The sequence below is a fragment of the Streptomyces sp. NPDC043876 genome (assembly GCF_056435825.1).
In genome coordinates this window covers 640,434-661,975 of the sequence record NZ_JBWKDV010000002.1, presented here as the reverse complement: position 1 = coordinate 661,975, position 21,542 = coordinate 640,434, and the positions used below count along the sequence as shown (strand labels likewise).

The window sequence follows — 21,542 nt, the reverse complement described above, 5'->3', positions numbered from 1 at the left end:
GGCGGGACCGGATCGCGTCCCGGACCCGCAGCGGGTCAGACCAGGGCGGTGGCCTCCTCCAGGGTGAGGCCGCCGCCCTCGGCGTGCGCCGCCTCGTAGGCGGCGTCGCCCAGCACCGCCCGCGCCCGCTCGTCGGCCCGGGCGACGCCCGCGCGTTCCGTGCCGACGGGCACGTGGGCCGGCGGCAGCAGCGCCCGGTAGGCGCCGACCAGCAGGGCCGCCGTACGGGCGTGCTCCGCGCCGCCGAGTCCCGCGTGCGCCTCGGCCGCGGCCAGCAGGTACACGGCGGGCATCTGCGGCGCGATCATCATGGACAGCGGTTCCCCGGCGGCGCCGAGGGCGATCCTGACCTGCGCGAGGGCGTCCTCGTACTTGCCGTCCTGGTTGTCCAGCCACGCCATGAGGCCCTGGAGGAACCCGTCGAAGATGGCGTAGGCGCCGTGCGTGAACTCCTCGCGCAGCGCCTGGATCTGGAGGCGGGCCTCGGGGATCCGGCCGGTGGAGCCGAGGCGGGTCGCCAGGAACATCCGGCCGGCGGGCACGGCCTCGTCGCCGAACCGCTGGTCGGCGCCCAGGACCTCGGTGAGGATCTCCTCGGCCTGCTCGCCGCCGCCGTCCTCCAGCAGGGCCCCGGCCATCCGGACCCGCAGCACCAGCACCTGGCCCTTGGCGCCGAGCCGTTCGGCGTGCCCGATGGCCGCCCGGTAGTCCTCGGCGGCCAGGGCGTACTCGCCGCGCTTCTCGCGGGATTCGGCGCGGGCGGAGAGCGCCTCCGCGCAGCCCCAGTCGTCGCCGAGGTCCTCGAAGATGGCCAGGCTCTCCTCGGCGTCGCGGGCCGCGTTGCCGGCCCAGTCGGCGCGGTTGGCCAGGACGTTGGCGCGCAGCTGGAGCGCGGAGCCCAGCTCCCAGCGGTAGCCGAGTCTGCGGGCGGTCTCCACCGTGGTGTCGGTGATCTCCCGGAGCAGCCCGGGGTGTCCGCCGATCATGGCGGCGTAGATCCACAGGGATCCGGGATACCGGCAGGTCTGCGGCAGGCCCGGGTCGTAGACGGCGGCCATGCCGTCGATCAGCGGGCGGACCTCCGGTGCGAACCAGCCCTCGTTGGACTGGTCCAGGGCGGCGAGCTGGAGCAGCCTGATGCCGCGCCAGGCCTCCGTCAGCCGCTCGCCGGTGTACGGCGGGGGCGTGTCCACGATCTGTTCGTACACGGGCCGCGCGCGCTCGGCGGGCGCCGCGAAGGGATCCGGTCCCAGGGCCGCCACGGCGTCGGTCCAGTGGCGCATCTCGGTGCGCAGGTCCCGCATCTGCCAGTACCAGACCAGCGCGTGGACCAGGCACAGCGCCTCGCCCGTGTCGCGGGTGGCGACGGCGCGGCGCAGGGCGGTGCGCAGGTTCTCGTACTCGGTGGCGAGCCGCCGGGCCGCCTCGCGCTGGCCGCGCCCGCGCAGCAGGGGGTCGGTGGTGCGGGCGAGTTCGCGGTAGTGGACGAGGTGGCGGCGGCCGGTGGCCTCCTGGTCGTCGGCGGTCGCCGCGAGGCGCTCGGCGGCGTACTCGCCGACGGTCTCCAGCAGCCGGTAGCGCATGTCGCCGTCGGGTCCGGGGGCGGCGACGACCAGGGACTTGTCGACGAGCGAGCCGAGCACGTCGGCGACGTCGCCCACGTCGCCGGCGCCGTCCTCCCCGTCGCCGTCGTCGGCGCAGACGGCTTCGGCGGCGGTGAGGTCGCAGCCGCCCGCGAAGACGGACAGCCGGGCCAGGACCGTACGTTCGGACGCGTCCAGCAGCTCCCAGGACCAGTCGACCACCGCCCGCAGGGTCTGCTGGCGCGGCAGCACCGTACGGCTCCCACTGGTCAGCAGACGGAAACGGTTGTCCAGCCGGTCCGCGATCTGCCGCGGGGTCAGCAGCCGCAACCGCGCCGCCGCCAGCTCGATGGCCAGCGGCAGACCGTCCAGACGACGGCAGATCTCGGCGGCCGCGGCCGGATCGTCGGCGACGGCGAAGCCGGGCCGGGCAGCGGCCCCGCGCTCCGCGAACAGCCGCACCGCCATGGGGTCCGGCAGCGGTTCCACCGGCCGCAGCAGCTCCCCCGGCACGCCGAGGGGTTCGCGGCTGGTGGCCAGGATCTGCACGCCGGGGCAATGGGTGAGGAGCCGCTCGGCCAGTTCGGCGGCGGCGCCGATGACGTGCTCGCAGTTGTCCAGGAGGAGGAGCATGCGGCGCCGGGAGCAGTGTTCGGTGAGCCGGTCCAGGGGGTGGTCGCCGGTCTGCCCGGTGAGCACGCGCAGTTCCTCGGCGGCGGCGCCGCGCAGCTTGGTCTCGCGGGCGCCGAGCGCGGCGAGCGCCGCTTCGACGACGCCGTCCGGGTCGTCGACGGGGGCCAGTTCGACCATCCAGACCCCGTCCGGCCAGTCGGTCGCGGCCGCCGAGTGCGCCTCCGCGGCCTCCTGGGAGAGCCGGGTCTTGCCCGCGCCGCCGGGCCCGAGCAGGGTGACCAGCCGGGCTCCGGCGAGGTCCGATCCGATGACCCGGATGTCCTCCTGGCGGCCGACGAAGGTGGTGAGCCGGGCCCGCAGGTTCCCCGTGGGGGCGGCCGCCACGGGTGTGGGCGGCGGGGCGGCGGCGGGGGCCCGGCCGGCGGGCGCCGGGGCCAGCAGCTGCGTGTGCAGGGCCCGCAGGGCGGGTCCCGGGTCGGCGCCGAGCCGGTCGGCCAGGTCCCGGCGCACGCCGTCGTAGGCGGCCAGCGCCTCGGCGGCGCGGCCCGCGTCGCGCAGGGCCCGGATCCGCAGCACCTGGAGGGGCTCGTCCAGCGGCAGTTCGGCGCACAGGGCGGTCAGCTCGGGCAGCACCCGCTCCGCCTCGCCCAGGGCGAGGGCCGCGCCGAGCCGGCCCCGGCGCGCGTCCAGCCGTACGGTCTCCCAGCGCGCGGCCTCGGCGGCCCCGTCCGGCAGATCCGCGAGGGCGGCCCCGCGCCACAGGGCCAGCGCCTCGTCGTACAGGCCGGCGGCCGCGCCCGGGTCCCCCGCCTCCAGGCGCTGCGCGGCGGTGCGGGCGAGGCGCTCGAAGCGGTAGAGGTCGATGTCGTCGCGCCCGGCGGCCAGCCGGTAGCCGCCCTCCTCGGAGACGACGGCCGCGTGCCCGGCGGCCCGGCGCAGCCGCGCGATCAGGGCCTGCAGGGCGCCGGACGCGTCCTGGGGCGGTTCGTCGCCCCAGACCTCGTCCACCAGGAGCTCGGCCGGCACCACCCGCCCGGGGCGCAGCGCGAGCGCGGTCAGGAGCGCGCGCAGGCGTGCTCCGCCGAGGGCGACGGGGGTCCCGTCGCCGCGGACTGCCTGGGCACTGCCGAGAATCGCGTAACGCACCGGCCCATTGTGACCGCACCGGAGCCCGGACCCACCGGGATTTCGCGGCGGGCCGATGCCCGCGGCCACGGCGGCGGTCCCCGGGGCGGGGCCCCGGACCCCCTGGGATAGGTTTCGGAGCATGGATCATCAGGGCGGCCGCGGCGAGCGGCGGATCAGCGCGGTCTTCCTCGGGATCGCCGCGGTGATGGGCGTCACCGGGTGGGCCGTGTGGACGGGGTACTCGACCAGTACCGGACTGGCCGTCTTCCTCTTCGTCACGTCCGCGTGGATCGTCTCGCTGTGCCTGCACGAGTACGCGCACGCCCGGACCGCCCTGCACGGCGGCGACCTGTCGGTCGGCGCCAAGGGCTATCTGACGCTCAACCCGCTGAAGTACACGCACGCCCTGCTGAGCATCGTGCTGCCGGTGGTCTTCGTGATCCTGGGCGGGCTCGGCCTGCCCGGCGGGGCCGTGTACATCGAGCGCGGGCGGATCCACGGCAGGTGGAAGCACAGCCTGATCTCGGCCGCCGGGCCGCTGGCCAACGTGGCGTTCGCCGTCGTATGCACGGCGCCGTTCTGGCTGGACGCGCTGGACGGGGTGCCGACGGCCTTCCGCTTCGCGCTCGGGTTCCTGGCGCTGCTCCAGGTCTCGGCCGCGATCCTGAACTTCCTGCCGGTCCCGGGCCTGGACGGCTACGGCGTGATCGAGCCGTGGCTGTCGTACCGGGTGCGCCGCGAGGTCGAACCGCTGGCGCCCTTCGGGCTGATCGCGGTCTTCGCCCTGCTGTGGATCCCGGGGGTCAACGCGTTCTTCTTCGACGTCGTGAACGGCGTCCTCGGCGCGCTCGGCGTCTCCGACTTCGAGACCTACTGCGGCCGCGACCTCTACACCTTCTGGCGGGAGGCCGCTGCGGTCTGCTCGGTCAGTTCGCCGCTCGCCGGCTGAGCCGGTCCTTGCGCAGGTAGAACCACGCCATGTTCGAGGTCACGCCCGCCAGCAGCACCCAGACGATGCCGAGGAAGCTGCCCTCCACGAAGGCGACGACGGCCGCGGCCACGGACAGGGCGCAGACGATCAGGGCGAACACGGCAAGGCGGGGCATGGGCCGAACTCCTCGGGGACACTGAACGGGGCCGATCCCCTCCAGTGTCCCCCATGGTGGCGGGCGCTCATATCCGGACCTTTTTCGGCCGAACCCGCGCGTTTCGCGCGACGGCGGGTCTACGGTGCGCCCAGCGCGCCTCTCAGCGCGCACGAACAGAGCGACGGCCCGGCCCGCTCGGCCCGGTGACGGACGGCACCGGGCCAGTGGGGGGACGGACATGCAGGAGATCGCCAAGGGCGCGAACGTCAGTCTGACGGCGCTGAGCGAGGACGTCGGGGCGGTCGTGGTGAGCCTCGGCTGGAGCAGTGCCTCGGGGGCGGGGGACGCCGACGTGTCGGTCCTGCTCGTGGACGAGGACGGCAAGGTCCGCGACGAGAACGACTTCTACTTCTACAACCACACCGCCGCCGCGGACGGCAGCGTGCAGCTGCTCGGCAAGACGCCGACCGACAACGGCGACGAGGACCGCATCAGCGTGGACCTGACCGCGGTGCGGGCGGACGTCGCGCGGATCGTGATCGCGGCCAGCCAGTACGGCGGGACGTGCTTCGGGGACCTGGACGACCTGCGGATGACGGTCGCGGACCGCTCGGGCGAGCCGCTGGTCGGGTTCTCCATCAAGGACGCGAGCGTGGAGACGGCCTTCATCTTCGGCGAGCTCTACCGGCGGGGCGAGGAGTGGAAGTTCCGCGCGGTGGGCCAGGGCTACGAGACCGGGCTGACCGGGCTGACCAACGACTTCGGCCACGCGCTCCCCGAGGACCCGGACGAGCAGGCGGGCCCCTCGGACGCGGAGGAGGCGCAGGCGGGCGCCGTGGCGGTGGGCGTCGTGGAGGCGGGCGTCGCACAGGGCACGGCGGTCGGCCCGGCAGCGGCGGACGCCGGGGCGACAACGGATCCCACCGGGACGGCGGACCCGGCGGTTCCGGCCGCGGCGGTCGGAGCGGCAGGCGGCGCGGTCGCCCCCGCGGCGGCCGACGCCGTGCCCGCCCAGACCCGCGGCCGGGCCCCGCGCACCACCAAGAAGAAGATCACGCTGCCGCGCGTGCCCAGGACCACGCTCGCCGAGAACGAATCCTGGCGCCCGGCCCGGCTGTTCCCCGTCCCCTCCCTGAAGAGCGACGCCGAGCGCGAGGTGCGGGCCACCTCGGTGCTGCTGTCCGTGATGGCGCAGGTACCGGAGCTGGGCCGCAGGCTGACGGCCGGCTTCGGCGCGCCCGCCGGGCGGATGGAGACCTTCACCGAAGTGTCCCTGCCGCACGGCGACTCCCCGAAGCGGCCGGACGGGGTGATCCGGGTGGAGCGCGCGGGCAAGCTGTGGACGGCGCTCGTGGAGACGAAGACGAACGGCAACCCGCTCAAGGCGGAGCAGGTGCAGCAGTACATGGACATCGCCGCGCGGCGCGGCTACGAAGCCGTGATCACGCTCTCCAACGACGTGGCCCTCGAAGGCGCCGCCATGGTGGACGTCAAGATCGACGGGCGGCGCAAGCACAAGGTCGGCCTCTGGCACCTCTCCTGGGCCGAGGTCGCCCACCAGGCGCAGATGCTCATCCGGCACGAGGGCGTGGGCAACGCCGCGCACGCCTGGCTGCTCCAGGAGCTGCTGGAGTACCTCCGGCACGAGAACTCCGGCTGCCACGGCTTCCAGAACATGGGGCCCGCCTGGGTGCCCGTGCGCAAGGGCATCGAGGACGAGACCCTCGGCGCGGACGACCCGCGGGCCGTCGAGGTGGTCGGCAGCTGGGAGCGGCTGATCCGCCAGGTCTGCCTGCGCCTCGGCGGGGAGCTGGGCCAGAAGGCGCTGCCGGTGCAGCGGGCCCGCCGGGGAAGCGATCCGCAGGCGCGGCGGGCCGCCGCGGCCGCGCGGCTCGCCGCGGAGGGCCGGCTGGCGGCGGAGCTGCGGATCGACGGGACCAGCGTGGTCATCGCGGTCGTCGCCGACCTGCGCACGGCCAAGGTGCGCACGTCGGTCGAGGTGCCGGCGCCGGAGGCCGCGTACCCGCTGGTGGGTGCGAAGCGGCTGCTGAAGCTGCTCGCCGACTCCCCGGCGGACCTGCACGTGGAGACCCTGACCGACGGTGCGGGTCCGGGGCCGCGCGGCACCTTGGAGCGGCTGCGCCCCGAGCCCGGAGACCTGCTGCCCCGGGACGGCGCGGCCGTCACCGGCTACCGGCTGTCGCTGGTCAAGGGGATGGGTAGCACCCGGGGCAATACGGAGTCGGGCTTCATCCGCAGCGTCGACGACGCCGTGGCACGCTTCCACCAGGCCGTCGTGGCGCCCCTGGGCGCCGGGGAGGGGCGTACGGGCCGCCGCGGCTGAGCCGGGCGCGGGCGTACGGGCCCCCGGCCGCCGCCGTGTTCGGGCGGCCGGGGCGCCCGTACGCCCCGGGCGCTCAGACGTCCGTGACGCGCAGGCCCGCGTGGGCCTTGTAGCGGCGGTTGACCGAGATCAGGTTGGCGACCAGGGACTCCACCTGGTGGGCGTTGCGCAGCCGCCCGGCGAAGACGCCGCGCATGCCCGGGATGCGGGCGGCGAGGGCCTGGACGATGTCGGTGTCGGCGCGGACCTCGCCGAGGACCATCACGTCGGTGTCGATCTCCTCCACCGACGCGTCCTGGAGCAGGACGGCCGACAGGTGGTGGAACGCGGCGGTTACCCGCGAGTCCGGCAGCAGCAGCGCGGCCTGCTGCGCGGCGCTGCCCTCGTCGGGCTTCAGCGCGTAGGCACCCTGCTTGTCGAAGCCGAGCGGGTTGACGCAGTCGACGACGAGCTTGCCCGCCAGCTCCTCGCGCAGCGCCTCCAGGGTCTTGGCGTGGCCGTCCCACGGCACCGCGACGATGACGATGTCGCTGCGCCGGGCGCACTCGGCGTTGTCCGCGCCCTCCACGCCGAGGCCCAGTTCCGCGGCGGCGGCCCCGGCCCGGTCGGCGGCGCGCGAGCCGATGATCACCTTCTGGCCCGCCCGGGCGAGCCGGTAGGCGAGGCCGCGGCCCTGGTCCCCGGTGCCGCCGAGGACGCCGACGACCAGGCCGGAGACGTCGGGCAGGTCCCGGGGGTCCTTCGCCGGAGCCTTCTGGGTGCTGTCTGTGGAAGTCATGAGGGCGAGGGTACTGCCGGGTAGCTCAAGGCCGAACGGGTGAGCGTGCGCCGGACGCCCCCGGTTGCTCCGTCCGTGGTGCAGGATGCCGCCCATGGATGCCGTCAGAGTCTCCCTGCTGCGCGACGTGCTCGCCGGCACGCAGTGGCCCGCCGCCGCCCGCCGCTTCGCGGGAGCGCTGCGCGCCTCGGTGGTCCCGGCGGGCGGGAACCTGCTCCTGGTGGGCACCGAGGAGTACGAGCCCTGGCACCTGGCCGCCCACCTCGTCGACGAGGCGGCCTGGTCGGGACTGCCCGCCCTGGCACCGACGCTGGTGCGTCACCGGGTGCTGCCCGGGGAGCCGCCGCACCTGTCGGTGGGCCTGGGGCGGCTGGCGGCGGCCCGGCGCGGCCACACGCTGCTGGTGGTGGCTCCGCAGCGGCCCGGCGCGGGGCTGCTGGAGCGGGTGCACGACGCGCGGCGCGCGGGGGCGACCGTCCTGTCCCTGGACGGCGGGGACCGGGAGCTGGCCGCGCTGGCGCACGACGCGCTGTCGGTGCCCGACGGCGCGGAGCTGGACCTGGACACGGCGGCGCACCTGGTCAGCGCGGCGGCCGGGGAGAACAGCGTGCCCGCGCAGCGCACCCCGCGCCGCTTCCGGGACCGGCTGGCGCGGCTGGCCGAGCAGCTGACCGCGCCGCCGCCCAGCCGCTGGTAGCCGGGCGGCGCGGGTCGGGCCGGGTCCTGCGGGAGTTCCGGGACCTACGGCGCGCTCCGGGCCTCTCCCTCCCCTTCCTCCCGGGACGCGTCGTTCCACTTGGGGTCGTTCTGCCACTCCAGGTTCCGCTCCTGGGCGGTCTCCATCGCGTGGTTGGCCTCTTCGGGCGTGGCGTAGGGCCCGAAGCGGTCCTTGGCGGGACAGTCCGGCCCCTCCTCGACCTTCTTGTGGACGAGGCAGTAATACCATTCGCCCGGTTTGCCCACTTGACGCTTCTTGAACAGAGCCATTCGGCGCTCCTTCCTGTGCCGCCATGCTGCCCGATCCCCGCTGGATACACTCGTTCGCATGTCTGGCCAGTCACTGCTCGTTCCAGGCGAGCTCTCCCCCGCCCTTTCCGTTCCCGGAAACATCCGCCGCCCCGAGTACGTGGGCAAGCCCGCGCCCACTCCGTACACCGGGCCCGAGGTGCAGACGGCCGAGACCATCGAGGCGATGCGCATCGCCGGCCGCATCGCCGCCCGGGCGATGGAGGAGGCCGCCAAGCTGATCGCCCCCGGGGTGACCACCGACGCGCTGGACCGGGTCGCGCACGCGTACATGTGCGACCACGGCGCCTACCCGTCGACCCTGGGCTACCGCGGTTTCCCCAAGTCCCTCTGCGCCTCCGTCAACGAGGTCATCTGCCACGGCATCCCGGACTCCACGGTGCTGCGCGACGGTGACATCGTGAACCTCGACGTCACGGCGTACATCGGCGGCGTGCACGGCGACAACAACGCCACCTACCTGTGCGGCGACGTCGACGAGGAGTCGCGCCTGCTGGTGGAGCGCACCCGCGAGGCGCTGAACCGCGCCATCAAGGCCGTCAAGCCGGGCCGCCAGATCAACGTCATCGGCCGGGTCATCGAGTCGTACGCCAAGCGCTTCGGCTACGGCGTGGTCCGGGACTTCACCGGGCACGGCATCAACTCGTCCTTCCACTCCGGCCTGATCGTCCCGCACTACGACAGCCCGCACGCCACCACCGTCATCGAGCCCGGCATGACCTTCACCATCGAGCCGATGCTGACGCTGGGCACCCACGAGTACGACATGTGGAAGGACGGCTGGACGGTCGTCACGAAGGACCGCAAGCGCACGGCGCAGTTCGAGCACACGCTGGCGGTGACGGACACCGGCGCGGACATCCTCACGCTGCCGTAGCCGGGCGCGCGGCAGGCGCCGGTGACAGGGCGGCGGGTACGGCGTACCTTTTTACCGACAGGGCGTCGGCAACCGACCGGCTCGGGTCAGCCCGAGCAGGAGGACCCGGCGCACGCCCGCCCGCCCCCGGCCCCCGGAGGTCCGCCTTGGACACCTTCTCCACGGTCATCCGCGTCGCCTCCCACGCGCAGCACACGGAGGCCGAGACCTCGTCCTTCATGAGCGACCTGCTCGGCGGCCGGCTCGGTGTGGACGCCTACGCGCGCTACACCGAGCAGCTCTGGTTCGTGTACCGGGCGCTGGAGGACGCGGCCGGGTCCCTTCAGGACGATCCGGTCGCGGGCCCGTTCATCCGGCCCGAACTGATGCGCGTCCCCGAGATCGAGCGCGACCTGGCCCACCTCCTCGGCCCCGGCTGGCGCGAGCGCGTCGCGGCGCTGCCCGCGACCCGCGCGTACGCCGACCGGGTGGCCGCCTGCGCCGCCGAGTGGCCCGGCGGGTACGTCGCCCACCACTACACCCGCTACCTCGGCGACCTCTCCGGCGGCCAGATCATCCGCGACAAGGCGGAGCGCACCTGGGGCTTCGCACGCAAGGGCGACGGCGTCCGGTTCTACGTCTTCGAGGCCATCGCCAACCCGGCCGCCTTCAAGCGGAGCTACCGCGAACTCCTGGACGCCATCGACGCGGACGACCTGGAGAAGCAGCGGATCGTCGACGAGTGCAAACGGGCCTTCGACTTCAACGGGGCCGTCTTCCGCGAACTGGGCGAACGCTTCCCGCTCAGCGCCTGAGCCGCTCAGCGCCCGAGCCGCCCGCCGCGGGGCGGCGCCGGTGCGCGGCGGCCGCCCGGGCGGGGGCTCAGTTCCCGCCCGGCGACTGCGCGGCGAAGCGCACCCGGCCGCCGATGTCGATCGTGCCGTCCGGGCCCGGGGCGGTGAGGATCTGGGAACCCGCGCCCTGGGTGATGTTCAGCGCCCGGTTCAGCTGGGCCGTCAGCAGCAGCGCCGCCGAGCCCGTGGCCTCGTCCTCCGCGATCGCCCCGTCGGGGCGGCGCGGGAAACCGCGGGCGCGGACCCGGCCCGCCGGCTCGTCCTCCCAGGCCCACGCGTACAGCCAGCCCTCGCCCGGCGGCGGGGCGGGCAGCGCCTCGACCTCGGCCGCGCTCGCGTACTGCTCGGTCCGCTTGCCCTCGACCCATTCGGCGCGGGCGGTGATCCAGGTGAACTCGCCGTCGTCGCGCGCCCACACGGCGCCCGCGGGCGGCCGCAGCTCCTCGATGTCCAGGAGCCAGGCGACCCCGACGAGCGGGTGCCCGGCGAAGGCCATCCGGGTGCCGGGGGTCCGGATGTCGACGATCCCGCGTTCGGGGTCGTCGACGAACACCGTTTCGCTGTAGCCGAGTTCCGCCGCGAGCGCCTGGCGGGACGCGTCGTCGGGACAGCTGCCGCCGTCGCGCACGACGCCGAGCAGGTTGCCGAACCGCCCGTCACCCGCGCAGAACACCCTGAGTACGTCGAGATCGTTCACGACGGCATTCAAGCACGGGCGCGGGCCGCCGCCCGCCCCCCGGCGGCAGCTCCGGCGGCGCCTCGGACGGTGCCTCGGACGGTGCCTCGGACGGTGCCTCGGGCGGTGCCTTCGGCGCCCTGACGCGCCCGTCGGACTTGACCCGCACTTGACCCGGCCATGGGGTACCCATGGGGGCGTTGTGACGGCCCCGTGTCCGGCATCGGCCAATGAGAGCTGAATCACTGGACGAGCGGGCATCGGTCAGGTAAGCCTCGGTTAAGTTAGGTCCGCCTCACCCAGCCTTCGCCTTTTCGCCAGGAGCCTCCATGCGATCCGCCGCCCGCTTCACCGTCGTCACCGCGGCCGCCGCCGTGGCCGCGCTCACCGCCGTCACGGGCTGCGCCCAGAAGAACGACGCGGGCGACGGTGCGATCAAGGTCGCCGCCTCGGACACCGCCTGTGACGTCTCCAAGAAGGAGACGCCCTCGGGCAAGGTGCAGTTCGAGGTGGAGAACAAGGGCTCCAAGGTCACCGAGCTGTACGTCTTCTTCCCGGACGGCCGCATCGTGACCGAGAAGGAGAACATCGGCCCGGGCACCAAGGCCTCCATCACCGCCGAGATCAAGCCCGGCGACTACGAGGTCGCCTGCAAGCCCGGCATGAAGGGCGACGGCATCCGCCAGAAGCTCAAGGTCACCGGCGAGGGCGCCGTGAAGCGCAGCCCCGAGCTGGACGCGGCCGTCGCCGAGTACCGCAAGTACGCGCAGGCGCAGGCCGACGAGACCCTCCCGAAGACGCAGGCCTTCGTGGACGCGGTCAAGGCCGGCGACGTCGAGGCCGCGAAGAAGGCGTACGCCCCCTCCCGCATCGGCTGGGAGCGCACCGAGCCGGTCGCCGAGTCCTTCGGCGACATCGACCCGAAGGTCGACGTCCGTCAGGACGGCCTGGAGGCCGGGCAGAACTGGACCGGCTGGCACCGCCTGGAGAAGGCCCTGTGGGCCGACAACAAGATCGGTGACGAGGAGAAGAAGCTCGCCGACCAGCTGATCACCGACCTCACCGACTGGCAGAAGCGCGTCGGCACCGCGGAGATCACCCCCACCTCGATGGCCAACGGCGCCAAGGAGCTCCTCGACGAGGTCGCCACCGGCAAGGTGACGGGCGAGGAGGAGACCTACAGCCACACCGACCTGGTCGACTTCAAGGCCAACGTCGAGGGAGCGCAGAAGGCGTACGAACTGCTGAAGACGACCGCCGCCAAGAACGACCCGGCGCTCGCCCAGCAGCTGGACACCCAGTTCGCGGCGCTGAACACGCTGCTGGACAAGTACCGCGCGGACAAGACGGGCTACGAGTTCACCTCGTACGACAAGGTCGGCGCCCCCGAGCGCAAGGAGCTCTCGGACGGCGTGAACGCGCTGGCCGAGCCGCTCTCCAAGCTCGCCGCCGCCGTCACGAAGTAAGGGAGGCCCCGATGACCGACCCGACCCCCGACCAGGCACCCGGCTCCATGAGCGCCGCTGACGCCGCCCCGGCCGCCGACACCGCCACCGGCAAGGGCGCGGCGCCCTCGCGCCGTGCCGTCCTCGGCTGGGGCGGTGCCGGGCTCGCGCTCGGCGCCGCCGCGGCGGGCGGTACGGTCGCGGCCCTGAGCGGCGGCTCCGACGCCGTCCCCGCGGCCGCGGCGGGCGCGGCCGTGCCCTTCCACGGCGAGCACCAGGCCGGTATCGCCACCGCCGTCCAGGACCGGCTGCACTTCGCCGCGTTCGACGTGACGACGAAGGACCGCGCCGAGCTGGTCAAGCTGCTCAAGGACTGGACCGAGGCGGCCCGCCTGATGACCGCCGGCCAGGCGGTCGGCGAGGGCGCCTTCGGCGGCCTCGCGCAGGCCCCGCCGGACGACACGGGCGAGGCCGTCGGCCTCAAGCCGTCCCGGCTGACCCTGACCATCGGTTTCGGCCCCGGCCTGTTCGCCAAGGACCGCTTCGGACTGGAGGGCAGGCGCCCCGACGCCCTGGTGGACCTGGAGCTGTTCCCCGGCGACAACCTGGACCCGGCCCGCTCCGGCGGCGACCTGTGCGTCCAGGCCTGCGCCGACGACCCGCAGGTCGCGGTGCACGCCATCCGCAACCTCGCCCGGATCGGCTTCGGCAAGATCGCGGTGCGCTGGTCGCAGCTGGGCTTCGGCAAGACCTCCTCCACGACGCCCGACGCGCAGACCCCGCGCAACATGATGGGCTTCAAGGACGGCACCCGGAACGTCTCGGGCACCGACGAGAAGGCGCTCGCCCAGCACGTGTGGGCGGCCGCGGGCGACGGCAGCGACTGGATGGCCGGGGGCTCGTACCTGGTGGCCCGCCGCATCCGGATGCACATCGAGACCTGGGACCGCACCTCCCTCCAGGAGCAGGAGGACGTCTTCGGCCGCGACAAGGGCGAGGGCGCGCCGGTCGGCAAGGCCAAGGAGCGCGACGAGCCGTTCCTGAAGGCCATGAAGCCGGAGGCGCACGTGCGCCTCGCGCACCCGGACAGCAACAACGGCGCGACGATCCTGCGCCGCGGCTACTCCTTCACCGACGGCACGGACGGGCTGGGCCGGCTCGACGCGGGCCTGTTCTTCCTGGCCTACCAGCGCGACATCCGCAAGGGGTTCGTGCCGGTGCAGCGGAGCCTGTCGAAGAACGACGCGCTCAACGAATACATCCAGCACGTGGGTTCGGCCGTCTTCGCCGTCCCGCCGGGCGTCCGCGACAAGGACGACTGGTGGGGCCGGACGCTGTTCGCCTAGGGCCGGGAAGGAACCGACGTGTTCAGCAACTACCTGATCGGGCTGCGCGAGGGGCTGGAAGCCAGCCTCGTGGTCTGCATCCTCATCGCCTACCTGGTGAAGACCGGCAACAAGGACAGGCTGGGGCCGCTGTGGCTCGGCGTGGGCCTGGCCGCCGCACTGTCCCTGGCCTTCGGCGCGGGGCTGGAGTTCGGCACCTCGGAGCTGACGTTCCAGGCGCAGGAGGCGATCGGCGGCAGCCTCTCGATCATCTCGGTGGGCCTGGTGACCTGGATGGTCTTCTGGATGAAGCGCACCGCGCGGCACCTGAAGAGCGAGCTCCAGGGCAAGCTCGACGCCGCGCTCGCGATGGGCACCGGCGCGCTGGTGACGACCGCGTTCCTGGCGGTCGGCCGGGAGGGCCTGGAGACCTCGCTGTTCGTGTGGCGCTCGGTGCACGCGGCCGGTGACGGCGCGGGCCCGCTGATCGGCGTGCTCCTCGGCATCGGCACGGCGATCGTGCTGGGCTGGCTGTTCTACCGGGGCGCGCTGCGCATCAACCTGGCGAAGTTCTTCAAGTGGACCGGCGGCATGCTCGTCGTCGTCGCCGCGGGCGTGCTCGCGTACGGCGTCCACGACCTCCAGGAGGCGGACTTCCTGCCCGGCCTGAACAGCAGGGCGTTCGACGTCACCGGGGCGGTCCCGCCGGACAGCTGGTACGGCACCCTGCTGAAGGGGACGTTCAACTTCCAGCCGGACCCGACCGTGCTCCAGCTCTGCGTGTGGGCGCTGTACCTGGTGCCCGTCCTGGCGCTCTTCCTCTACTCGGCGAAGTCCCCCGCGCCGGGGAAGACGCCCGTGGGCGCCGACAGGTAGCACCACCGGAGCCGGTCGGCCGCGGCTACCAGAGCCGGTCGACCGTGCCCGGATACAGGCCGATCCGCGTCCCCGCGAAAGCGGCGGCCGGGTCGGCCTCGTGCGTCGGGCCGAAGAAATCGGCCAGCACCACCTTGTCGAAGCCCGGCGCGTCCGTGGCCAGCGGGTCCTGCGGGGTTCCGCCGACCAGCACGGCCCCGGGCAGCCGCCGGAAACCGGCCGCCTCGTAGAAGGCGGCCAGGCCGCGGTCGCAGCTGAACAGGGCCAGGTCCGGCCCCGGCCGCAGCGCCAGCGCGGACCGCGCCGCCGCCACCAGACGGCCGCCGTGGCCGCGCCCGCGCACGTCCTCCCGGGTCACGACCGCGCTCAGCCCGGCGGCCCGGTACGTGCGCCCCGCGTGCCGGATCTCCTTGTGCAGCAGGGTCAGGGCCGCGGCCACCGCCCCCGCCGCGTCCAGGAGCAGCATCGTGCGGGGCGCCAGCGCGGGGTCGTGGCCGGGCGCGGCGCCGGGCCAGGCCCGCGCCTCCAGGGCGGCGGCCTGCGCGGCGAGCGCGGGCGGCAGGTCGGCCTCGGCGTAGGTCGCGATCGTCACGGGATGCGGGCTCCGGTGCCGCCGACCCGGACGCGGGGGTCGCCCGCCCGCAGCTCGACGCTCAGCACGCCCGGGCGGCCCATGTCGGCGCCCTGGTGCAGGGTCAGGACGGTGTCGGTGTCGGCGGGGACCAGGCCCAGCTCGCGCGCGTACGCCCCGAAGGCGGCCGCGGCGGCTCCGGTGGCCGGGTCCTCGACCACCCCGCCGACCGGGAACGGGTCGCGGACGTGGAAGACGTCGGGTGCGGCGCGGTGCACGAGCTGGACCGTGGTGAGGTCCAGGCGGCGCATCAGCGCCTCCAGCCGGGCGAAGTCGTACGAGAGGTCCGCGAGGCGGGCGCGGGTGGCGGCCCCGAGCACCAGGTGCCGGGCCCCGGCGTAGGCGATCTTCGGCGGGAAGGCGGGGTCGAGGTCGGCGGCGGGCCAGTCCAGGGCGGCCAGCGCCTCGGCGAGATCGTCCGCGGTGATCTCCTCCAGGTGCGGCTCGACGCTGGTCAGGGTGGCGCGCAGGCCGCCGTCGACCGCCTGCACCGAGACGGGGACGGTTCCGGCCGGGGTCGCGAACACCAGTTCGCCGGGGCCGGTGCGTTCGGCCAGGGCGATGGCCGCGGCGATGGTGGCGTGGCCGCAGAAGGAGACCTCCGCCTTGGGGCTGAAGTACCGGACGGTGAAGGCGCGGCCGTCGGGGGCGGCGAGCGACTCGGGCGGGGCGGTGAGGAACGCCGTCTCGCTGTACCCCAGCTCGGCGGCGATCTCCAGCATCCGCGCGTCCCCGAGCCCGGTCGCGTCGAGCACGACCCCGGCGGGATTCCCCCCTGCGGGGTCGGCGGAAAAAGCGGTGTACCGAAGCACTTCGTTCGTCATGCCCGCCTCAACCCCCCACCCCGACCACGCATTCCCGCCCCAGGTGCCTCCGGCGGGCCCTCAAACGCCGGGCGGGCTGGACTTCAGCCCCGCCGGCGTTTGAGGCGCGGGTCCGGGCAGCGCCCGGGAAGCCGAGCCGCAGGCAGAGGTCAGCCGCGCCCGATGTACGGCATCGCGGTGGCCATCACCGTCGCGAACTGCACGTTCGCCCCCAACGGCAGCTCCGCCATGTGCAGCACCATCCGCGCCACATCCCCCGCATCCATCACCGGCTCGACCGCCAGCCGCCCGTCGGCCTGCAGGATCCCCGTCCGCATCCGCTCCGTCATCTCGGTCGCCGCGTTCCCGATGTCGATCTGCCCGCAGGCGATCCCGTACGCCCGCCCGTCCAGCGACAGCGACTTCGTCAGCCCGGTCATGGCGTGCTTCGTCGCCGTGTAGGCGATCGAGTTCGGCCGCGGCACGTGCGCCGAGATGGAGCCGTTGTTGATGATCCGGCCGCCCTGCGGGTCCTGTTCCTTCATCATCCGGAAGGCGCCCTGCGCGCAGAGGAAGGACCCGGTGAGGTTGACGTCGACGGCCTGCTTCCAGGCCTCGTAGGTGATGTCCTCCAGCGCGACCCCGCCCGGCCCGAAGGTGCCCGCGTTGTTGAAGAGGAGGTCGAGGCGCCCGTACCGCTCGGCCACGGCGGCGTACAGCGCGTCCACCGCACCGGGGTCACTGACGTCCGTCGGCACGCACAGGACGTCCGCCCCGGCCCCCGCCGCCGCGGCCGTCTCCTCCAGCGCCCCGGACCGCCGGCCCGCCAGGGCGAGGCTCCAGCCCGCACCGGCCAGGGCGAGGGCGACCGTACGCCCGATGCCCGAGCCCGCCCCGGTCACCACGGCGGTCTTCTTCGTGCTTGCGTTCATGAAGCCGCAATGTACGTCAGCCCCCGCTCCGTCCCCCGGACGTTCCGACAGCTGAGAACATGGAGCGGCCAGGGTGTGATGAAACGACAAGAAGAGCGACGAGAAGACGGAGTTTCGTATGCCGGAGAGAGGTCCCGCGACGGTCCCCACACCCACCGGCGGCCCCGCGGCCCCCACGACGGCCGCCGTCGCCGCCGCCCGCCGGACCGGGCTGCTCGTCACCTTCGTCCTCGGCGGGCTCACCGCCCTCCCCCCGCTGTCCATGGACATGTACCTGCCGGCCCTGCCCGCCGTCACCAGTTCCCTGAGCAGCCCGGCCGCCACCGTCCAGCTCACCCTGACCGCCTGCCTCGTCGGCATGGCGCTGGGCCAGCTGGTCATCGGCCCGATGAGCGACAAGTGGGGACGTCGCACCCCGCTGCTGACCGGCATGGTCGTCTACGTCCTGGCCACCGCCGCCTGCGCCTTCGCGCCCACCATCGAGCTGCTCATCGGCTTCCGGCTGCTCCAGGGCCTCGCCGGGGCCGCCGCGATCGTGATCGCGCGGGCCTCCGTGCGCGACCTCTACGACGGCGTCGAGATGGCCCGGTTCTTCTCCACCCTGATGCTCATATCCGGCGCCGCCCCCATCGTCGCGCCGCTCGTCGGCGGCCAGGTGCTGCGCTTCGCCGACTGGCGCGGGGTCTTCCTCGTCCTGACCGGCGTCGGCGCCCTGCTCACCGTCCTGGTCTGGCGCGGCCTCGGCGAGACCCTGCCGCCGGAGCGCCGCCAGACCGGCGGCGTCGGCGCGGCCCTGCACACCATGCGCGGACTGCTCGCCGACCGGGTCTTCGCGGGCTACACCCTGGCGGGCGGCTTCGCCTTCGCCGTCCTCTTCTCCTACATCTCCGCCTCGCCCTTCGTGATCCAGGAGATCTACGGCGCCTCCGCGCAGGAGTTCAGCCTCCTCTTCGGCGTCAACTCCGTCGGCCTGATCATCGTCGGCCAGATCAACGGCAAGCTGCTGGTGGGCCGGGTCAGCCTGGACAAGGCGCTCGCCGTGGGCCTGGCGGTCATCACGGCCGCCTCGGTGGCGCTGCTGGTGATGTCGAGCGGGGTCTTCGGCAAGGCCGGGCTCCTCCCCGTCGCGGCCGCCCTCTTCGTGCTGATGTCCGCGATGGGCCTGCTGCTGCCCAACACCAACGCGCAGGCGCTCATGCGGACCCCGCACGCGGCGGGCTCCGCCTCCGCCCTGCTGGGCACCTCCTCGTTCCTGGTCGGCGCGGTCGCCTCGCCGCTCGTCGGGATCGCGGGCGAGCACACGGCGGTGCCGATGGCCGTCGTCCAGCTGGCCTGCTCGCTGCTCTCCGCCGCCTGCTTCCTTGGCATGTGCCGGCCCTGGCGGCCGCGGGAGCCCCTGGTCGCGGTGGCGCCGTAAACTCAGCGGGTGAACCCCTCCGTACCCACCTCCGCCGACACCCTCCGCTCCGCACTGGGCGGGCTGCTCGACGGTCTCCCGCCGAAGCAGGCCACGGCCGCCGTCGAGCGGCTGATCGCCAACTACCGCGGGCAGACGCCGACGAACGCCCCGGTCCTGCGCGACCGCTCCGACGTCGCGGCGTACGCGGCGTACCGGATGCCGGCGACCTTCGAGGCGGTACGGGCGGCCCTGGACGCCTTGGCGACGGCGGCCCCGGGCTGGGCGCCCGCCTCGCACGTGGACGTCGGCGGCGGCACCGGGGCGGCGGCCTGGGCGGTCGACGCCACCTGGGAGGGGCCCCGCACGACCACCGTCCTCGACTGGGCCGAGCCCGCGCTGACCCTGGGCCGGGAACTGGCCGGATCCTCCTCCTCCGAGGCGCTGCGCGGCGCCGAGTGGCGGCGTGCGGTGATCGGGGCGGGACTGGAGCTGCCCGACGCCGACCTGGTGACGGTGTCGTACGTACTGGGCGAGCTGACCCCGCAGGCGCGCGCCGCCGTGGTCACCGAGGCGGCCCGGGCGGCGGGCACCGTGGTGATCATCGAGCCGGGCACGCCCGACGGGTACCTGCGCGTCCGCGAGGCCCGCGACCTGCTGATCGCGGCCGGCCTGCGGGTCGCGGCCCCCTGCCCGCACGACGGGACCTGCCCGGTCGTGGTCGGCGAGGACTGGTGCCACTTCTCCGCGCGGGTCAGCCGCTCCTCCCTGCACCGCCAGGTCAAGGGCGGTTCGCTGGCCTACGAGGACGAGAAGTTCAGCTACGTCGCCGCGACCCGGGTCCCGGCGGTCCCGGCCACCGCGCGGATCACGCGCAGGCCGCAGATCCGCAAGGGGCTCGTCCTGCTGGACCTGTGCGGCGGACCGGCGGCCTCCGACGCGGCCTCCGACGCGACCGTCGGCGCGGCCGTCGAAGCCGCCGCGCCGGGGCCGGGCCTGTCCCGGGTCACCGTGACCAAGCGCCACGGTGACCTGTACAAGGCGGCGCGGGACGCCGACTGGGGCCAGGAATGGCCGCCGGTCCAGCCGGGCTGAGCCGGGCTGAACCGGGCTGGGACGCCCTGAGCCGGCTTAGGCAGGCGCCTCCTCGACCGCCGGGCGCAGCTCCTGGGTGCAGCACTTCACGCTGCCGCCGCCCTTGAGCAGTTCGGTCAGGTCCATCGGGACCGGCTCGAATCCCCGGGCGCGCAGCGGGGCCAACAGGCCCGCCGCCGCTTGCGGGAGCAGGACGTGCCGGCCGTCGGAGACCGCGTTGAGCCCGAGGGCCGCCGCGTCCTCGCCGGACGCGAGCAGCGCGTCCGGGAAGAGGCGCCGCAGGACGGACCGGCTGCCGGGCGAGAAGGCCTCCGGGTAGTACATGACCTCGTCGCCGTCCAGGACGCAGAGCGCGGTGTCCAGGTGGTAGTAGCGCGGGTCGATCAGGTCGAGGCCGATCACCGGGCGGCCGAAGAACTCCTGGGCCTCGTCGTGGGAGAGCGGGCTGGAGCGGAAGCCCCGGCCCGCGAGGATGTAGGACCGGGTGACCGCGAAGTCCCCCTCGCCCTCGTTGATGTGGGAGGGCTCGTGCACCTGCGTGAAGCCGTGTTCCCTGAACCAGTCCAGGTGCGCCTGGGCCTCGGCGGTGCGTTCCGGATAGGCGAAGCGGGCGCCCAGGACGCGGCCGTCGATGACGGTGGCGCCGTTGGCGGCGAAGACCATGTCGGGCAGGCCGGGTTGCGGCCGGAGCGTCTCGACGGTGTGGCCGAGGGACCGGTAACGGTCCCTCAGGTCTTCCCACTGGGCGAGGGCGAGGGGCAGGTCGACCGGTTTCGTGGGATCCATCCACGGGTTGATCGAGTACGTGACCTTGAAGTGCGCGGGTGGGCACATCAGGTAACGCCGGGGTGTGGCGTCTCTGCGCAAAGAAAGCTCCTCACGGCGGACGTGATCCGAGTGTGAAGAGAATCGTCTCTCCTCGGGGAAGGGCGCGCAGTGGACCGATGGGGTGGTTTTCCGGACGCGTGTCCGTGGCGCGGGCGCCGGAGCGGGGTGGTGGCGAAAGTCACCGGGGCGTACCTGTGCGCGAACGGCCGGGAACCGATGGCTCGAATGAGCCGTTCTGTGGCGGTTCTTGACGGAACGGAGGCCCTCGTCCGGTGACCCCCGGCCGGGGAGCGCGGTCATCCGGGGCGCAGGATGGTGGGACCATGGTGGGATCTGCCGGGGTAACGGTGAGGTGAGGGGATAGATGGGGTCAGAGTCCGACCGCGTCACGCGCGGTCCGCAGAGCAGGATGTCCCGGTGGCTGCGCCGCCGGTCCAAAGCGGCCGCCGAAGATCCCGGGCGCGAGCGTGAAGCGCTGCTCCTGGCCGTCGCCGCCGCGGGTCTGCCGCTCTCCCCCGCCGCCCATCCCGCCGGGTACCGGTGTTCGTGCGACCGCGTCGGCTGTCCGACCCCCGCGCGCCACCCCGTCTCCTTCGCCTGGCAGACGCAGTCGACCACCGACCGCGCGCAGGTCGAACGCTGGGCCCGGAACCAGCCCGAGGCGAACTTCATCACCGCGACCGGCATGGTCCACGACGTGCTGGACGTCCCCCTCGAAGCCGGGCGCAGCGCGCTGGAGCGGCTGCTGGCCGCCGGGGTCGACGTGGGACCGGTCGCCGAGTCCGGCGGTACGGGCGACCACGCCCGGATGCTCTTCTTCACCGCGACGCGGGGGACGCCGGAGGACGAGGACGAGTGGTGGCCGTGCGAGCTGGACTGCCATCCCGAGACCATGGACGAGCACCCCGGGCTGCGGTGGCACTGCCGGGGCAGCTACGTCCTGGTTCCGCCGGCCGTCCTGCCCGGTGACTTCGCGGTCAGCTGGATCCGCGGCATGGAACACGGCCTCCCGGACCCCCTGACCCTCCTGGAGACCCTGACCGACGCCTGCGCCCAGTACGCGGGCACCACCCCCCACACCCCCCAAGCCGTAGCCTGGCCCCTGGGCCGCTGACCCCACCCCCGGGCAGCCACCTCCAGCCCCGCCGGCGTTTGAGGCGCGGGTCCGGGCGGAGCCCGGGACGACAGCCCGCGGCCGAGGACCAACGCCGCCTGCCGCCCGTCGTCCTGGGCTCCGCCCAGACC

At 74.0% G+C, this 21,542-nt stretch carries 19 protein-coding genes and 1 pseudogene; 11 read left to right on the top strand and 9 right to left on the bottom strand.

Annotation, left to right across the window (positions count from 1 at the left end; all coding sequences use genetic code 11):
* Nucleotides 1–35: 35 nt before the first annotated feature.
* Complete coding sequence (locus AC0693_RS08110; RefSeq protein WP_478801256.1) at nt 36–3,362, bottom strand: BTAD domain-containing putative transcriptional regulator; 3,327 nt, start codon at nt 3,360–3,362, stop codon at nt 36–38.
* Nucleotides 3,363–3,483: 121 nt separating this feature from the next.
* Here AC0693_RS08110 and AC0693_RS08105 point away from each other — a divergent pair, with 121 nt between their 5' ends.
* A complete protein-coding gene (locus tag AC0693_RS08105; RefSeq protein ID WP_356411138.1) occupies nt 3,484–4,293 on the top strand; it encodes a site-2 protease family protein in 810 nt (269 codons plus the stop codon).
* Here AC0693_RS08105 and AC0693_RS08100 read toward each other — a convergent pair.
* The gene (locus AC0693_RS08100; protein WP_356411135.1) at nt 4,271–4,450 is read right to left on the bottom strand and encodes a hypothetical protein; all 180 of its coding nucleotides are present in this window, start codon (nt 4,448–4,450) and stop codon (nt 4,271–4,273) included. The genes AC0693_RS08105 and AC0693_RS08100 overlap by 23 nt on opposite strands.
* A 220-nt stretch (nt 4,451–4,670) precedes the next feature.
* Here AC0693_RS08100 and AC0693_RS08095 point away from each other — a divergent pair, with 220 nt between their 5' ends.
* Nucleotides 4,671–6,776, top strand: a complete 2,106-nt coding sequence (locus AC0693_RS08095; RefSeq protein WP_478801255.1) for a TerD family protein — start codon at nt 4,671–4,673, stop codon at nt 6,774–6,776.
* A 73-nt stretch (nt 6,777–6,849) separates the two neighbouring features.
* Here AC0693_RS08095 and npdG read toward each other — a convergent pair whose 3' ends face one another.
* Complete coding sequence (gene npdG, locus AC0693_RS08090; protein ID WP_356411132.1) at nt 6,850–7,554, bottom strand: NADPH-dependent F420 reductase; 705 nt, start codon at nt 7,552–7,554, stop codon at nt 6,850–6,852.
* 94 nt (nt 7,555–7,648) lie between these two features.
* On the opposite strand from npdG, the gene AC0693_RS08085 reads away from it, so the two are divergent.
* Nucleotides 7,649–8,251, top strand: coding sequence for a hypothetical protein (locus AC0693_RS08085; protein ID WP_478801254.1), 603 nt, complete (start codon nt 7,649–7,651; stop codon nt 8,249–8,251).
* A gap of 44 nt (nt 8,252–8,295) precedes the next feature.
* On the opposite strand, the gene AC0693_RS08080 is transcribed toward AC0693_RS08085, so the two are convergent.
* Nucleotides 8,296–8,541, bottom strand: coding sequence for a hypothetical protein (locus AC0693_RS08080; protein WP_356411127.1), 246 nt, complete (start codon nt 8,539–8,541; stop codon nt 8,296–8,298).
* Between the two features lie 58 nt (nt 8,542–8,599).
* On the opposite strand from AC0693_RS08080, the gene map reads away from it, so the two are divergent.
* Both map and AC0693_RS08070 read left to right on the top strand, forming a co-directional pair.
* Nucleotides 8,600–9,457: a type I methionyl aminopeptidase gene (gene map, locus AC0693_RS08075; protein ID WP_356411124.1), complete on the top strand. Its 858-nt coding sequence runs from the start codon at nt 8,600–8,602 to the stop codon at nt 9,455–9,457.
* A gap of 146 nt (nt 9,458–9,603) precedes the next feature.
* Nucleotides 9,604–10,251, top strand: a complete 648-nt coding sequence (locus AC0693_RS08070) for a biliverdin-producing heme oxygenase (RefSeq protein WP_478801253.1) — start codon at nt 9,604–9,606, stop codon at nt 10,249–10,251.
* Between the two features lie 67 nt (nt 10,252–10,318).
* Here the strand turns inward: AC0693_RS08070 and AC0693_RS08065 are convergent, their stop codons facing one another.
* The gene (locus tag AC0693_RS08065; protein ID WP_356411118.1) at nt 10,319–10,987 is read right to left on the bottom strand and encodes a PhzF family phenazine biosynthesis protein; all 669 of its coding nucleotides are present in this window, start codon (nt 10,985–10,987) and stop codon (nt 10,319–10,321) included.
* 308 nt (nt 10,988–11,295) lie between these two features.
* Between AC0693_RS08065 and efeO the strand changes: the two genes are divergently transcribed.
* The 3 genes from efeO to efeU are packed head-to-tail and all read left to right on the top strand — an operon-like array spanning nt 11,296 to nt 14,612.
* Nucleotides 11,296–12,432: an iron uptake system protein EfeO gene (gene efeO / locus AC0693_RS08060; RefSeq protein ID WP_469336437.1), complete on the top strand. Its 1,137-nt coding sequence runs from the start codon at nt 11,296–11,298 to the stop codon at nt 12,430–12,432.
* Between the two features lie 47 nt (nt 12,433–12,479).
* Nucleotides 12,480–13,757, top strand: a complete 1,278-nt coding sequence (efeB, locus tag AC0693_RS08055; protein WP_478801364.1) for an iron uptake transporter deferrochelatase/peroxidase subunit — start codon at nt 12,480–12,482, stop codon at nt 13,755–13,757.
* A gap of 18 nt (nt 13,758–13,775) precedes the next feature.
* The gene (efeU, locus tag AC0693_RS08050) at nt 13,776–14,612 is read left to right on the top strand and encodes an iron uptake transporter permease EfeU (RefSeq protein ID WP_478741805.1); all 837 of its coding nucleotides are present in this window, start codon (nt 13,776–13,778) and stop codon (nt 14,610–14,612) included.
* Between the two features lie 25 nt (nt 14,613–14,637).
* On the opposite strand, the gene AC0693_RS08045 is transcribed toward efeU, so the two are convergent.
* The 3 genes from AC0693_RS08045 to AC0693_RS08035 form a co-directional block, all read right to left on the bottom strand.
* Nucleotides 14,638–15,204: a GNAT family N-acetyltransferase gene (locus AC0693_RS08045; protein WP_478801252.1), complete on the bottom strand. Its 567-nt coding sequence runs from the start codon at nt 15,202–15,204 to the stop codon at nt 14,638–14,640.
* A complete protein-coding gene (locus tag AC0693_RS08040; protein ID WP_478801251.1) occupies nt 15,201–16,067 on the bottom strand; it encodes a PhzF family phenazine biosynthesis protein in 867 nt (288 codons plus the stop codon). Before AC0693_RS08040 ends, AC0693_RS08045 begins: the two co-directional genes overlap by 4 nt.
* Before the next feature lie 149 nt (nt 16,068–16,216).
* A complete protein-coding gene (locus tag AC0693_RS08035) occupies nt 16,217–16,978 on the bottom strand; it encodes an SDR family oxidoreductase (protein WP_468471556.1) in 762 nt (253 codons plus the stop codon).
* Nucleotides 16,979–17,096: 118 nt separating this feature from the next.
* Between AC0693_RS08035 and AC0693_RS08030 the strand changes: the two genes are divergently transcribed.
* Complete coding sequence (locus AC0693_RS08030; RefSeq protein WP_478801250.1) at nt 17,097–18,395, top strand: multidrug effflux MFS transporter; 1,299 nt, start codon at nt 17,097–17,099, stop codon at nt 18,393–18,395.
* A gap of 9 nt (nt 18,396–18,404) precedes the next feature.
* Nucleotides 18,405–19,469 carry a small ribosomal subunit Rsm22 family protein gene (locus tag AC0693_RS08025; RefSeq protein ID WP_478801249.1) on the top strand — a complete coding sequence of 355 codons (1,065 nt, stop codon included), beginning with the start codon at nt 18,405–18,407 and terminating at the stop codon, nt 19,467–19,469.
* 36 nt (nt 19,470–19,505) lie between these two features.
* Here AC0693_RS08025 and ddaH read toward each other — a convergent pair.
* Nucleotides 19,506–20,435 (bottom strand): annotated as a pseudogene (gene ddaH, locus AC0693_RS08020) (dimethylargininase); the annotation flags it as partial.
* Between the two features lie 226 nt (nt 20,436–20,661).
* On the opposite strand from ddaH, the gene AC0693_RS08015 reads away from it, so the two are divergent.
* A complete protein-coding gene (locus tag AC0693_RS08015) occupies nt 20,662–21,411 on the top strand; it encodes a bifunctional DNA primase/polymerase (RefSeq protein ID WP_478801248.1) in 750 nt (249 codons plus the stop codon).
* Nucleotides 21,412–21,542 lie beyond the last annotated feature (131 nt).

Bases quoted from the DNA above. Each gene is read 5' to 3' on its own strand.
- AC0693_RS08105 (WP_356411138.1), top strand. From the start codon at position 3,484: ATGGATCATCAGGGCGGCCGCGGCGAGCGGCGGATCAGCGCGGTCTTC.
- AC0693_RS08100 (WP_356411135.1), bottom strand. From the start codon at position 4,450: ATGCCCCGCCTTGCCGTGTTCGCCCTGATCGTCTGCGCCCTGTCCGTG.
- AC0693_RS08095 (WP_478801255.1), top strand. From the start codon at position 4,671: ATGCAGGAGATCGCCAAGGGCGCGAACGTCAGTCTGACGGCGCTGAGC.
- npdG (WP_356411132.1), bottom strand. From the start codon at position 7,554: ATGACTTCCACAGACAGCACCCAGAAGGCTCCGGCGAAGGACCCCCGG.
- AC0693_RS08085 (WP_478801254.1), top strand. From the start codon at position 7,649: ATGGATGCCGTCAGAGTCTCCCTGCTGCGCGACGTGCTCGCCGGCACG.
- AC0693_RS08080 (WP_356411127.1), bottom strand. From the start codon at position 8,541: ATGGCTCTGTTCAAGAAGCGTCAAGTGGGCAAACCGGGCGAATGGTAT.
- map (WP_356411124.1), top strand. From the start codon at position 8,600: ATGTCTGGCCAGTCACTGCTCGTTCCAGGCGAGCTCTCCCCCGCCCTT.
- efeO (WP_469336437.1), top strand. From the start codon at position 11,296: ATGCGATCCGCCGCCCGCTTCACCGTCGTCACCGCGGCCGCCGCCGTG.
- efeB (WP_478801364.1), top strand. From the start codon at position 12,480: ATGAGCGCCGCTGACGCCGCCCCGGCCGCCGACACCGCCACCGGCAAG.
- AC0693_RS08040 (WP_478801251.1), bottom strand. From the start codon at position 16,067: ATGACGAACGAAGTGCTTCGGTACACCGCTTTTTCCGCCGACCCCGCA.
- AC0693_RS08035 (WP_468471556.1), bottom strand. From the start codon at position 16,978: ATGAACGCAAGCACGAAGAAGACCGCCGTGGTGACCGGGGCGGGCTCG.
- AC0693_RS08030 (WP_478801250.1), top strand. From the start codon at position 17,097: ATGCCGGAGAGAGGTCCCGCGACGGTCCCCACACCCACCGGCGGCCCC.
- AC0693_RS08015 (WP_478801248.1), top strand. From the start codon at position 20,662: ATGGGGTCAGAGTCCGACCGCGTCACGCGCGGTCCGCAGAGCAGGATG.